This is a genomic window from Janthinobacterium sp. GW822-FHT07H11, from assembly GCF_058798615.1.
This window is the reverse complement of the sequence record NZ_CM179507.1, coordinates 848,324-861,965: the sequence shown is the minus strand read 5'-3', so window position 1 is coordinate 861,965 and position 13,642 is coordinate 848,324. Positions and strand designations below refer to the sequence as shown.

Genomic DNA, 13,642 nt, shown 5'->3' with positions numbered 1-13,642 from the left:
CCTTAGTGCGTGGCCATGGCGGGACGGCTGCGTGCAGCGACGACGCGTCCGGCCCATGGCAAAAATTCCAGCATCAGCAACAGCAGCGCGATCCACAGTCCGGCCGTGCCGAGAATGCCCATCAAGCCGTCGTTCCCCATCGGCAGGTGGTAGTCGTACAGGCCCGCGCCCGTTTTCGGGATGTTCTGGCCGCCGATGAAGATCGTCCAGCGCATCATCCAGGCGCTGTGCAGCGCGATCAGGCCATTGGCCAGGCCGCTCGTGGCCGGGCGCCAGATGGCCAGCGCCATCGGCACGATGGACGACAGCACGGCCCAGACAGCCGTGAACTGCCATTGCGGCATGCCGGCCACCTGGGTAAAGGCCATGCTGTGGCTGGCGCTCACGCCGGACAGGCTGACGAACAGCCAGCCGCCGCCCAGGGCCAGCACCAGCGCCAGCGACAGGGCCAGCGCGCGGTTCAAGGACACTTCCAGCGCCGGGTCGCGGCCAGGCAGGAAGCGGTTGAACAGCAGCGCCAGGCCCACCGCCCCGACAAAGGCCGTGGCGGCAAACTGCGCCGGCAGGAAAGGCGTGAACCACAGGGGACGGGCGCGCACCACCATCACTTCCATGCCCGTGTACAGGGCCACGACAAAGGCGGCGAGCAGGGTGAAGACAGCGGCGATGCGGATGGCCCGCAGGGAGGCGGCGCCACCACGCCCGGCCAGGCGGTACAGGAAGGCCAAACGGTCCTGGCCCTGCCCCCGCGTGGCGAAGTCCACGCGCAGCGCCAGCCATGCGTACAGCATCAGACAGCCCAGATACAGGGGAATGAAGAACGAGCCCCACGACATCCACGACTGCGGCTGGAAGTAAATATAGAAGTGGTAGAAGCGGCCCGGCCCGTGCAGGTCGGCCAGCAGCGCCACGGGCGCCGTCATGCCGCAGACGAGGGACGCCAGCAGCGCGATGCGTCCCAGGCGCTCATACGCCTTGCGGCCAAAGACGAAGTACGGCAAGGTCAGCATGAAGCTGCCGTAACTGAGGCCGATGAGGAAAAAATACTGCACCGCCCACGGCAGCCATGCCGCTTCGCGCGTGACGTTAAGAATTTCGGTGATGTGGCTGTCCATGGTTTATTTCCCGTGTTTGCTCGGTTGCCAAAGTGTCGCCTCGCCCTCGACGTGGCCGGCGAAGCGCGTGTCCAGTCCCAGGTAAAACACATGGGGCTGGGTGCCCTGCTCCGGCTTGAGCACCTTCACCTTGTTCTCGGTGAGCAGCTGGTGCACCATGCTGTCCGGGTCATTCAGGTCGCCGAAGATGCGCGCGCCGCCGACGCAGGTTTCCACGCAGGCCGGCAGCAAGCCTTCGTCGACGCGGTGCGCGCAGAACGTGCATTTGTCGGCCTTGCCCGTCTCGTGGTTGATGAAGCGCGCGTCGTAGGGGCAGGCTTGCACGCAGTAGGCGCAGCCCACGCAGCGGTCGCCATCGACGACGACGACGCCGTCCTTGCGCTGGAAGGTGGCGCCCACGGGACAGACGGGAATGCAGGGGGGATTGGCGCAGTGGTTGCACAGGCGCGGCAGCATGTAGGTGCCGCAGCGGTTCTCTTCCTTGACTTCATAGGTCGAGACGACGGTGCGGAAGCTGTTTTCGGGCACGGCGTTTTCCATGATGCAGGAGACCGTGCAAGCCTGGCAGCCGATGCATTTCTGCACATCGACCACCATCGCCCAGCGCTGCCCGCCTTCGCCCCTGGTGGCGGCCTTGCCGGGCAGCGGCGCGATGGCCGCCCCGATGGTTACGGCTGGCAAGGCGCGCAAGAAACTGCGGCGCGATTCAATCATGACACTCTCCTTGACTATGGGCGGCAAGCCCTTGTTGACTTGCTGCCATGATAGAAAAGAAGTTGCCGTACGGATATTGGGGTGATCGGGTGGGGGCCTAGATGATCATGCCAATTGACAGGATCGACAATGCGGAGTAGGTCGGATTAGCGGGGCCGCCAACGATGCTGTCGGATTACGGCCTGCGGCCTAATCCGACCTACAATGCATCCGGAGAATGCAAGCGGCGGTGCTCGCGACCGCGTAGCGGTCCGTCATGCCGGCGATGCAGGGGTAGGTCGGATTAGCGGGGCCGCCGAGGCGCGCCAGCGCGTAATCCGACAACCTTGTTGGCAGGCATGGTGGTGATGTCGGGTTACGCCGTTCCGGCTAACCCGACCTACAACTCATCCAAAGAATACAGCCGGCGGTGCTCGCGGATCGCGTAGCGGTCCGTCATGCCGGCGATGTAGTCGGCGATCTTGCGCGCCTGCTTAGTCACGTCATCGCCATTGACCTGATAATCGGGCGGCAGCAGGGCCGGTTCGGCCATGAAGCTGTCATACAGTTCGCGCACGATGCGGCTCGCCTTCACGCGCATGCGGTTGACCTGGTAGTGGCGGTACAGGTTCGCGCGCAGGAAGCGTTTCAGGTCCGTCGCATCGCGGCGCATGGCGTCCGAAAAACGGATCAATGGCGGGCTGGCGCGCACTTCGCTGACGTCGCGGGGAGCGGCGTCCGCAATCAGGGTGGTCGACGTGACGATCAGATCGTCGGCCAGGGCCGTGATCAGGCGGCGCAGGGTTTCGTAGATGGCGCGCCGGCCCGACAGGCCGGGGAACGCCTGCTGCACGTCGCGCCACAGGCGACCGAAGAACGCTACCTCTTCCAGCTGCGCGATGGTGATCAGGCCCGAACGCAGGCCATCGTCGATATCGTGGCTGTTGTAGGCGATTTCATCGGCCAGGTTGGTCAGCTGCGCTTCCAGCGTCGGTTGCGTGCGGTCGATGAAGCGCTGCGCCACGGGACCGAGTTCGCGCGCATGCGCCAGCGAGCAGTGTTTTAATATGCCTTCGCGCGTCTCGAACATCAGGTTCAAGCCATCGAAGGCGCCGTAGTGCTCTTCCAGGGTATCGACCACGCGCAGGCTTTGCAGGTTGTGCTCGAAGCCGCCATGGTCCCGCATGCACTCGTTGAGCACGTCCTGGCCCACGTGGCCGAACGGCGTGTGGCCCAGGTCATGCGCGAGGGCGATGGCTTCGACCAGGTCTTCATTGAGGCGCAGGTTGCGCGCGATGGAGCGGCCCACTTGCGCCACTTCCAGGCTGTGCGTGAGGCGCGTGCGGAACAGGTCGCCCTCGTGGTTGAGGAAGACCTGGGTCTTGTATTCGAGGCGGCGGAAGGCCGAGGAATGGATGATGCGGTCGCGGTCGCGCTGGAACTGGCTGCGCGAGGCGTGCGCCGCCTCGGCAAAGCGACGCCCCTGCCCCTGTGCCGAATGGGCCGCATACGGAGCAAGGAAGTCTTCCGGCGTCATGGCTATTGCACTCCGGCGGCCAGGGTAGCGAGCACCAGTTCGTGCGGCGCCGACGTGATGATCGGGCTGCCCAAGGGTTTCAAGAGGATGAACTTGATGGCGCCGCCCTCGTTCTTCTTGTCCACTTCCATCAATTCCAGCCAGCGGTCGACACCGAGGTCCGGCGCCTTGACGGGCAGGCCGGCGGCGGCGACGAGTTTGCGCACGCGCTCGACGGCCGCCTGGTCGATATAGCCCATGCGGCAGGACAGGTCGGCCGCCATCACCATGCCGCAGCCGACGGCTTCGCCATGCAGCCAGTGGCCGTAGCCCAGGCCCGCCTCGATGGCGTGGCCAAAGGTGTGGCCGAAATTCAGGATGGCGCGCAAGCCGCCTTCGCGTTCATCCTGGCGCACCACGTCGGCCTTGATTTCGCACGAGCGGGCAATGGCGTAGGCCAGGGCGCCCTTGTCGCGCGCCATCAGCTTGCCCATGTTCGCCTCGATCCAGTCGAAGAAGGCGGCATCGATGATGGCGCCATGCTTGATCACTTCGGCCAGGCCGGCCGACAGCTCGCGCGCCGGCAGGGTTTCCAGGGTCGAGGTGTCGGCGATCACGGCGCGCGGCTGGTAGAAGGCGCCGATCATGTTCTTGCCCAGCGGGTGGTTGATGCCCGTCTTGCCGCCGACGGAGGAATCGACCTGCGCCAGCAGGGTGGTGGGCACCTGCACGAAGCCGATGCCGCGCATGTAGCTGGCGGCCGCATAGCCGGTCAGGTCGCCGATCACGCCGCCGCCCAGCGCCACCAGGGTGGTCTTGCGGTCGCATTTATTGGCCAGCAGCGCGTCGAAGATCTGCATCAGGCTGGCCCAGTTCTTATATTCTTCGCCGTCCGGCAGGACGATGCTGATCACTTCGCGGCCATCGCTGGCCAGCGCCGCCTGCAGGCGGCCCAGGTACAGCGGGGCGACCGTGGTATTGGTGACGATGGCCACCTTGTGGCCACTGATATGGCGCAGCAGCGCATCGGCGTCGGCCAGCAGGCCGGGGCCGATGGCGATCGGATAACTGCGTTCGTCGAGGTCTACGCTCAACAACATTTTGGATTGCTCGTTCATCGAAGGCTCTGCATGAATGACGCAGTTGGGCGAAGCCTCGCACTCGAGGCTGGCCAGCTGCATCAGGATGGTCTGGACCATCGATTGTACGTTAGGACGGCCCGTGTCGATCACAATGTCGGCCACTTCCATGTAATGGGGTTCGCGCTGCGCCGTCAATTCCTCGAGCTTCTTGCGCGGGTCGGCCGTCTGCAGCAGCGGACGATTCTTGTCGTGGCTGGTGCGCGTGAGGATGTTGCTGACGCTGGCGCGCAGGTACACGACCGTGCCCCGTTCCTTCAGGTAGGCGCGGCTGTCCGCGTTGAGGATGGCCCCGCCGCCCGTGGCCATGACGATGCCTTCCTGGGCACTCAGGTCGCGGATGACCTCGGCCTCGCGCCGGCGAAAGCTGGCCTCGCCTTCGATTTCAAAGATCCACGGGATGGTCGCTCCCGTGCGTGCCTCGATCTCGTGGTCGGAATCGACAAAGCGCAAGCCCAGCTTGCGGGCCAGGATGCGCCCGATCGTGGTTTTGCCTGCGCCCATGAGGCCTACTAAAAACAGATTTTGCATGTGCTACGACAGTTAATTTGGATTACGACAATCAGTGGCTTGCCCATACGGACTGATGACGCCTGGAGGGGAAACATCCACGCGGTTAAAGTCCGTGGCCAGCCCCGGAAGCAAAGTGTAACCGACATAAGTTGCCTCCGTCCCGGAACTATTGCCACGAATCGTCAATTCGACGTCCAGCCAGTTGGCTCTGTCGCGCGGATAAGTCAGGGTAACCATCGCCGTTCCCGAGCTGTCGGTCTTGCCGCCGGTCGACAGATTGAGCGGAATGCCCGGGTCGAGACGGCCATTGAGGTTGTAGTCGTTATTCGGATTGAAAGTGCCGCTGCGATCCCGGTCTTCATTGTCACAGGCGTTCGCTGTCCTCACGACTATCCACGACTGCGCAGCCTGGGAATATTGCAGATAGCCTTTGTAATAGTAGCGGGGCCAAGCGGCGGCCGTAATGATCACGTCCGGCACGGGGTTGCCGGCGGCATCCGTCACAAACACGCTATATGTCTTGCGATAGGTGCTGCTGTCAGAGGCATCGAGCGCATTGCCGCTGCCGGCACTGATGAATAGCGATTTTTTCGTCACCGTCAGCTTGACCGTGGCGGCATTGCTCGACACGCCCTGCAGTTGCGCCTTGACAACAACTCCATCGACACCCGTGGTGCCCTGCCCCGCGATGTAGCTGACCGTGGCCACGCCATCGCTGTCGGTGGCGACCAGCGAAGGCGAGCTCAGGGAACCATTGCTGGAATCGGTCTGGATCGAGAAGCTCACCTGTGCATTCTTGACCAGGTTGTTTTCCACCGTGCCATCGCGCACGACGGCGCGCAAGGCGCTGCGCTGCGCCGTGCTGCCGGCCGTATTGGCACCGATGACCGCCGGATCGGCTTGCAGGCTGATCGTGGCCTGGGCCGTCAATGGCGCAACAAACTCCACTTCGGTCTGCACCGAGGCGCCACTGCCGTCGTACTTCGCCGTCAGAGCGGTCAGCCCGGCGCCGCTGGCCTGCACGTAGGCGATGGCATTGCCCCCCACCAGCGCCAGCGGTGCCTGCAAAGGCGTGCCGCAAGCGGCATCCTGGTAGATGGCGCCGCGCGACGTACTGAAACGCACATTGCCCGTTTGTGGCACGCCAGCCACATCACTATGCACCGTCACCGCATAGCAAGTGTTCGTATTCAGGCTGGTCAACGCCACATTACCGCCCGACACGGCATTGATCGTGAAGTTCGATGCATTAATTGTAATTGGCAACACAACGCTGTCACCCTGCGCCTTGACGCTGATGCTGTCGCTGCTGCCCGCCTGGGCGTTGTAGCTCAGCACCAACTGGCCGTTGTTGTCGGTCAGCGCAGGACTCGCGGCGCCCCCCTTGACCGTGATGGCATTGCTGCGGGCGCTGAATGTCACCGGTTTGCCCACCAGCGGGTTGCCGCTCGAATCGACCAGCTTGACCACCATGTCGGTGCTCGTCTTCAGGTTGACCGTCGAAAAGGCACTGATGACCAGCCGGGTGCCGCTGACGCCGATGTCCGTGCTGGCCGTCTGCGCACCGGCGCTGGCCGTGACCTTGATCGTGCGCAAGCTGGCGTCGCCCCCCGTATTCAGGCTGACCAGCGCCTGTCCCTGGGCATTGGTATTGACCTTGGTCGCGCCCAGCGCACCCGAATCGGCGCTAAACGTCACGCTGGCATTGGGCACGACGGCATTGTTGGCGTCTTTGACAAAAGCGATCATGTTAACGGCGGTACCGCCCGAAGAAGCGAGGGTGCCGCCGGAAGACGTCAGCAGCAAGCTGGCAATGCCGGAGGTGACAGGTACCACTTTCACCACCACGGGGGCCGACTCAACGCCGCTGCTGCTGGCCTTGATGGTAATGTCGCGCAAGCTCGCATCGCCTTTCACGCTGAGTTTTTCCGTCACCGTCCCATTCGCGTCCGTCACGCGATTGGTATTGCTGATGGTGCCGGAACTGGCCGTGAAGGTCACCGTCTGGCCTGCCATGGCATTATTGCCGGGATTTTTCACCACAGCCGTCAGCACGACTTCCGTGCCATCCGCGCCCGAAGCCACAATCGTCGTTGCGCCAGCCACCAATAGCACACTGCCGACACCGGCATTCGCGCCATCCTTGACGCCCAGGGTCGGATCACCGCCGCCGCCGCCGCAGGCGGCCAGCAGGAAGCCCAGCGCCAGCAAGACCAGCCAATTCGATACCCCACTCCAAGAAGTATTGCCTAAAGAAAAATTCCGCATAGTCGCCATCAGTCCGCTTTCGTCTGCATTGTTACTTAAACGTAAAGATGTGACATTAACGTGTTGCTGGCCGATCTGCCACTATTTTCGGCGTAATAAACACCATCAGTTCCGTTTTTTCTTGACTGCGGCCCGTGCTGCGGAAAAAAACACCGAGCACGGGGATATCGCCCAACAGTGGCACCTTGCTGTCCGTGCCCCGTTCGGTTTGCTGATAAATACCGCCCAACACCACCGTGCCGCCATCTTCCACCATCACCTGCGTGCGCACGTGCTTGGTGTCGATGGCAAAGCCGGAGCGCGTTTCCTGGCCCACGCTGTCCTTGTTGACGTCCACTTCCAGCACGACATTGCCGTCCGGCGTGATCTGCGGCGTCACTTCCAGCCGCAGGTTGGCCTTGCGAAACGTGATTGACGTGGCGCCGCTGCTGGTGGCCACCTGGTACGGCAACTCGATGCCCTGTTCGATCAGCGCCAGCACCTTGTCGGCCGTCACCACGCGGGGACTGGAAATGATCTTGCCCTTGCCATCGGCTTCCAGCGCGGACAGTTCCAGGTTCAGGAAGCGGTTGGCCCCCGCCGAAAACAGGCTCAGGGCGAAACTGGCGGGCGGCAAGCCATTGATGCTGGCAGCGGGCAAGTTGACGAATTGCGTGTTCGGCACGAAAGCACCGCTGCCGGCCACGGCCTGTCCCGTCGCCTCGCCCACGCCCTGATACGTGCCGCCGATGGCCGCGCGGCGTCCGCTGCCGCCCAGCGAAAAGCCGGGTACCTGGCCCTGTGCCAGGCGCTGGTCCGTAAAGCCCAGGCGCGCGCCCAGGTTGCGGCTGAAACTGTCGTTCGCCTCGACGATGCGCGCCTCGATCAGCACCTGCCGCGTGGGCACGTCGGTCCTGGCGATCAGCAGGCGGATCTGTTCCAGCCGGGCCGGCACGTCGGTGATGAACAGCTGGTTGGTGCGCGGCTCGATCAGCACGCTGCCACGGCGCGACAGCAGGCGGCTGCGCCCCTCGCCCGCATCGAGGCCGAACACCGTCCGAAACGCCTCGGCCTTCTGGTAGTTGAGCTGGAAGATGGCCGATTGCAAGGGTTCCAGTTCCGCGATCTGCGCGCGCTGTTCCAGTTCCAGCTTTTCGCGCGCGAGGATTTCCTCGCGCGGCGCAATCCACAGCACATTGCCGTTGCGGCGCATATCCAGCCCCTTCGCCTGCAGCAGCACGTCGAGCGCCTGGTCCCACGGCAAGTCGCGCAGGCGCATGGTCAGGTTGCCCGCGACGCTGTCGCTGGCGACGATGTTTTGTCCGGACGCATCGGCAAGGATATGCAGGGCTGCGCGCACGCCCACATTCTGGAAATCGACGGAAATATGCTCGCCCGCATACAGGCGCGGCGCCGACACATGCACCACGGCATCTTCCTGCACGCTGGCCGCGCCGCACGACGGTACGCCGAGCAAGAGCAACGGCAACACCAGGCGCGGCGTCATTGCTCGCCCTCCCGCGCCGCCTTGCCGGCCTCGCCCGCCTTTTGCAAGGCCAGGCTGCCGCGCCGCTCGCGCCAGACGCCATCCGCCTCGCGCAACAATTCCCGATACTGCAAGGCTTGCTCGCTGATATCCGTCACCACGCCATGATCCTGCCCCAGGTGCTGGCCCACCGCCACCGCGTGCACGCGCTGTCCGGCCAGCAGCAGCGCGCTCAGGCGGCCCCCTTGCCGCACGCTGCCCACCATGCTGATCGCCGACAAGGCCACGCTTTCCAGCGGCTCACGGGGACGGCGTACATCCGGCCCCGCCACGCCGCCCGGGACAGCCTGCGGCGCCACCGGCAACATGCCGAACGGGTCGGCAAGCGCGGCGGCATCGTAGGGGCGCGGCATGAAGGCAGCGGCCCGGTGCCATGCCATCGTGCTCGTTGGCAAGGGCGGGGATGCCGCCGTTTGCGCCGCCCGCTCGGCCGCATCGGGCAAGCGATAGGCGCGCAGCACGGCGTCGAGGAGCAGTGCGCCATCCTTGTCGGTAGTCAAGGTCAGTCCATGCACGGTGACGATGCGGGGCAGGCGCGCCAGGTCCGCCAGCAGCTGTCCCATGGCGTGAAAGCCGCCGCGCAACTCGATGGCAAGCGGCAGCGCGACGTAATGCGCCTGCGGCTGCGGCGCGCCAGGCTTGAACAGCACAGACTGCAAACCCCGCGAACGGGCCGTCTCGTGCATGGCAGACAACAACGCCGCCATCTGCTGGCTGTCGGGCAATTGCAGCTCCAGGCTGGCCAGTTCCGCCCGCGCCTGGCGCCGCTGCTCGCGCCAGGCGGGCAAGCGGGCGGCCCTGGCCTGTGCCTGCAGCCAGGTGGCGCGCAGGCCGCGCTCTTCCCCTTGCGCCGCCTGCAGCGCGGAAACCAGGCCATCGAGCCAGGCAAGGTACAACAGCATGGCTGCCAGCAGCGCCATCAGGGCGGCGCCCGCCAGGCGCGCGGGCAGCGGCCATAAGGATGCTTTTCCAAGGCTCAGCATGATCAGCCACCTCCAGTATCCACGGTTACGCAAAAGATTACGCCGGGCTTGCCAATGTCAGCTGTATCGTCCATTCCACCGCGCCGGCCCGCGCCTCGGGCAAGCCCTGCCGCACTTCCAGCAGTTGCGGTGCCGACATGGGTGCCGCCTGGGCCAGCGCCTGCAGCAGCGCCGCCACCTTGTCCTGCGAGATCGCCAGCCCCTGCAGGCGCACGGTTGCCGCCTCCTGGCGCACGCTACGCAAGACCACCCCGGCCGGCATCGCGCGCGCCAGCGTCCCGAACATGGCCACCCAGGCATTGCGCTGCGCCTGCAGCCCGGCAATCGCGTGCTGGCGCGCGGCCAGCACGGCCATCTCGCCTTGCACCTCCCGGCCTTCGGCCAGCAAGCCATCGACTTGCCGCAACGCGCTGCGCCAGCCATCCTGGCGCTCGGTACAGGCATCGAGGCGGGCCTGCAGCCAGACACCCGCCCCCAGCATCAGCAGCAGGCCCAGCAGTGCGCCGCCTGCCAGCAAGCTCAGTAACGATCGCTCGCGCCGGCGCCGCGCCGCCTGGCGGTGCGGCAAGAGATTGACCCACACGCGCTCAGCCATGGCGCTCACCGGTCAAAGCGGTGCATGGCCAGGCCCCAGGCCAGCTGGCAGGCGTGACCATCTGGCAAGGTGCGCCAGCCGCCTTGCGCCAGGGCCGCTTGCCGCGCCAGCGGCTCGCTATCCATGACGATGGCCCGCAAACCGGCCGCCGCGGCCACATCGAGGCGACGCTGCACGCTGGCGCGCCGCGCCGCCACCAGCAGCACATCGATTTCGGCATCCTCCCTGGCCTGCGCAAGCGGGGGCGCGGGTCCCAGCACGCAAAAATCCAGGCTGGCGTCTTCCAGCGCAAACGGCATGTATTGCGCCGCTTCCAGTTCCACGAGGATTTCCAGCTGTTCATCCGGCAACCCTGCCGGCAGCCGGATCGCATGCGTGATCAGGGCCGTGGCGGGCATGGCCAGCGCCACCCTGGCGCAGCCGCTACCGCTCGCGCGCCATGCCTGGCGCACGGCCACAGAGAGGCTGTCCGGGTCTTCGATATGCCCGTCGAGCATCGCTCCTGGCGGTAGCGCCGCGACACCATAGTGGCGGCAGGACAACGTTCCCCGGTTACGCCCCAGTTCGACGACGCGCACGGCGTCGTCGCCCATGTCGACGCCAAGCAAGGCGGAGCCAAAAAGACTACGGATGGACATGTTTTTCATAAGAGAAATATCACCATGGCGTGGCAGCTGCCAGCAGAAATCCTAGTCTCGACGGTGACCGCCTGTAAATGGATTTCAGGCCCTTGATTGCGGCGCCGCGCGTGTATCTGGCTCGGCAGTGATCTGGCGCAGGATAATTGTTACCAAATCCTGGTTGCCAGCCGGCCCAGACGCGCTTATATAGAGTAGCGACAACATTTTCGCCCCGCCCGCGGCAGGCGCCAGGCGCGCCGCCCGTCCGGCAAGCTCGCTTATAATTGGCCGGCATAATTAACCGAAAGACATAACACGCATGACATCTTCAACATCTGCTGGCAACGCCGGCTCGAAACCGCCCAATAAGGGCAGCAAACCCAAACGCTTCCTGCTGATGGCCCTGGTATCGTTCCTGGGCCTGGGCGTCGTTGGCATCTTGCTGGTGGTGTTCGGCCTGGCCATGGCGTATCCGAACTTGCCCGCACTCGACACCCTGACCGATTACAAACCGAAGATGCCGTTGCGGATTTTCACGTCCGACAGTGTGCTGATCGGCGAGTTCGGTGAAGAGCGGCGCAATATGGTGCACATCAAGGATATTCCCGATGTCATGAAGAAAGCCGTGCTGGCCATCGAAGATGACCGCTTCTATGAACATGGTGGCGTCGACTACCTGGGCATCACGCGTGCGGCCCTGCATAACCTGACGGGCGGCGCCAAGCAAGGCGCGTCGACCATCACGCAGCAGGTGGCACGCAACTTCTTCCTGTCCAGCGAACAGACCCTGAAGCGCAAGGCATATGAAGTCTTGCTGGCATGGAAGATCGAAAAAAATCTGAGCAAGGACCAGATCCTCGAAGTGTATATGAACCAGATTTATCTGGGACAACGCGCCTATGGCTTCGCCTCGGCCGCTCAGATTTATTTTGGCAAGCACATCCAGGACCTGACAGTGGCCGAAGCGGCCATGCTGGCCGGCTTGCCGAAGGCGCCGTCGGCCTACAATCCCGTCGTCAATCCGAAGCGCGCGCGCATGCGCCAGCAATACATCCTGCAGCGCATGGCGCAGCTGGGCTACATCACGCCGGCCCAGTATGAGGAAGCGAAGAATGAAGAGCTGAAAGTGAAGACCGACAGCAGCGCCTTCGGCGTGCACGCGGAATATGTGTCGGAAATGGCACGCCAGCTGGTCTATGAGCAGTTCAAGGAAGACACGTATACGCGCGGCCTGAATGTCTACACCACCATCACCAAGGCCGACCAGGACGCCGCCTACCTTGCCCTGCGCAAGGGTGTCATGGATTACGAGAAGCGCCACGGCTACCGCGGCCCGGAAGCGTATATCGAGATTCCGAAGACCAAGGCCGAGGCGGACGACGCCATCGAGACGGAACTGGCCGACCACCCGGACAGCGACGACATCATCGCCGCCATGGTGCTGCAGGCTTCGCCCAAATCGTTACAGGCCGTCACCTCGGCCGGCGAAGAAATCACGATTACCGGCCCGGGCCTGACCTTCGGCGCGGCCTGGCTGTCGGAAAAAGCAGCGCCCAACCGCCGCATCAAGCGCGGCGCCGTGATCCGCGTCATGCGTGAAGGCGACAACTGGGTCCTGACGCAGATGCCGGAAGTGCAATCGGCATTCGTCTCGGCCAGCACCACGGACGGCGCCATCCGCGCCATGGTGGGCGGCTTCGATTACAACCGCAACAAGTTCAACCACGTGACGCAGGCGTGGCGCCAGCCCGGTTCCGCCTTCAAGCCCTTCATCTATTCCGCTTCGCTGGAACGGGGCCTGTCGCCGGCCACCATCATCAACGATGCGCCGATCTCGTTCGACGCGGGCCAGACGGGCGGCCAGGCGTGGGAACCGAAGAACTACGACAGCAAATACGATGGTCCGATGACCATGCGCAAGGGCTTGATGAAATCGAAGAACATGATTTCCATCCGCATCCTGCACAAGATCGGCGCCAAGTATGGCCAGGAATACGCGACGCGCTTCGGCTTTGACGCGGACAAGAACCCGCCCTACCTGACCCTGGCCCTGGGTGCCGGCAACGTGACGCCCCTGCAGATGGCCGGCGCCTACGCCGTGTTTGCCAATGGCGGCTACAAGATCAACCCCTACCTGATTGCCAAGGTCACCGATAGCGACGGCAACGTCCTGTCGCAAGCCAAGCCGGACCTGGCGGGCGAGGAAGCCAACCGCGTCATCGACGAGCGCAATGCCTTCATGATGAACAGCATGCTCAACGACGTCGTGCGCTTCGGCACGGCGAACAAGGCCATGGCCTTGAAGCGCCCTGACCTGGCCGGCAAGACGGGCACCACCAACGATTCCATCGACGCGTGGTTCGCCGGCTACCAGGCCAAGCTGGTGGGCATCGCCTGGATCGGCTACGACCAGCCACGCAACCTGGGCAACCGCGAAACGGGCGGCGGCCTGGCCTTGCCGATCTGGATCAACTACATGGCGAAAGCCCTGAAGAGCATTCCCGTCGAGGAACGCGCCGTGCCGGACGGCCTGATACGCGTGGGCGACGAGTATTACTATGCGGAAAATCCACCGGGCACGGGCGTGGGCAGCCTGGAAGGCGCGGCGCGCGGCACGCCGGAGGAAGAAAAAGCGAAAGAAGCCGTGAAGAACGAGTTGTTCTGACGGCAGCGCA

General features: G+C 64.3%; 9 protein-coding genes and 1 pseudogene. 1 reads left to right on the top strand and 9 read right to left on the bottom strand.

Features of this window, described 5'->3' with window-relative positions:
* Window positions 1-2: 2 nt before the first annotated feature.
* The 9 genes and pseudogenes from nrfD to pilM form a co-directional block, all read right to left on the bottom strand.
* On the bottom strand, window positions 3-1,115 hold the full coding sequence (gene nrfD / locus AC3RCJ_RS03815; protein WP_492956865.1) for an NrfD/PsrC family molybdoenzyme membrane anchor subunit: 1,113 nt from the start codon (window positions 1,113-1,115) through the stop codon (window positions 3-5).
* Window positions 1,116-1,118: 3 nt separating this feature from the next.
* A complete protein-coding gene (gene dsrO, locus AC3RCJ_RS03810) occupies window positions 1,119-1,829 on the bottom strand; it encodes a sulfate reduction electron transfer complex DsrMKJOP subunit DsrO (RefSeq protein WP_298410154.1) in 711 nt (236 codons plus the stop codon).
* Window positions 1,830-2,208: 379 nt separating this feature from the next.
* Complete coding sequence (locus tag AC3RCJ_RS03805) at window positions 2,209-3,345, bottom strand: deoxyguanosinetriphosphate triphosphohydrolase (RefSeq protein ID WP_492956866.1); 1,137 nt, start codon at window positions 3,343-3,345, stop codon at window positions 2,209-2,211.
* Window positions 3,346-3,347: 2 nt separating this feature from the next.
* Window positions 3,348-4,967: a bifunctional shikimate kinase/3-dehydroquinate synthase AroKB gene (aroKB, locus tag AC3RCJ_RS03800; protein ID WP_492956867.1), complete on the bottom strand. Its 1,620-nt coding sequence runs from the start codon at window positions 4,965-4,967 to the stop codon at window positions 3,348-3,350.
* 39 nt (window positions 4,968-5,006) lie between these two features.
* Window positions 5,007-7,187 carry an Ig-like domain-containing protein gene (locus tag AC3RCJ_RS03795; RefSeq protein WP_492956868.1) on the bottom strand — a complete coding sequence of 727 codons (2,181 nt, stop codon included), beginning with the start codon at window positions 7,185-7,187 and terminating at the stop codon, window positions 5,007-5,009.
* A gap of 112 nt (window positions 7,188-7,299) precedes the next feature.
* Window positions 7,300-8,625: pseudogene (locus tag AC3RCJ_RS03790) on the bottom strand (type IV pilus secretin PilQ); the annotation flags it as partial.
* A gap of 101 nt (window positions 8,626-8,726) precedes the next feature.
* The gene (locus AC3RCJ_RS03785; RefSeq protein WP_492956869.1) at window positions 8,727-9,752 is read right to left on the bottom strand and encodes a pilus assembly protein PilP; all 1,026 of its coding nucleotides are present in this window, start codon (window positions 9,750-9,752) and stop codon (window positions 8,727-8,729) included.
* Between the two features lie 37 nt (window positions 9,753-9,789).
* On the bottom strand, window positions 9,790-10,347 hold the full coding sequence (locus tag AC3RCJ_RS03780) for a PilN domain-containing protein (RefSeq protein ID WP_492956870.1): 558 nt from the start codon (window positions 10,345-10,347) through the stop codon (window positions 9,790-9,792).
* Window positions 10,348-10,352: 5 nt separating this feature from the next.
* The gene (gene pilM, locus AC3RCJ_RS03775) at window positions 10,353-10,985 is read right to left on the bottom strand and encodes a pilus assembly protein PilM (protein WP_492956871.1); all 633 of its coding nucleotides are present in this window, start codon (window positions 10,983-10,985) and stop codon (window positions 10,353-10,355) included.
* Window positions 10,986-11,286: 301 nt separating this feature from the next.
* Between pilM and AC3RCJ_RS03770 the strand changes: the two genes are divergently transcribed.
* Window positions 11,287-13,632, top strand: coding sequence for a penicillin-binding protein 1A (locus AC3RCJ_RS03770; RefSeq protein ID WP_492956872.1), 2,346 nt, complete (start codon window positions 11,287-11,289; stop codon window positions 13,630-13,632).
* The last annotated feature ends 10 nt before the right edge of the window (window positions 13,633-13,642 follow it).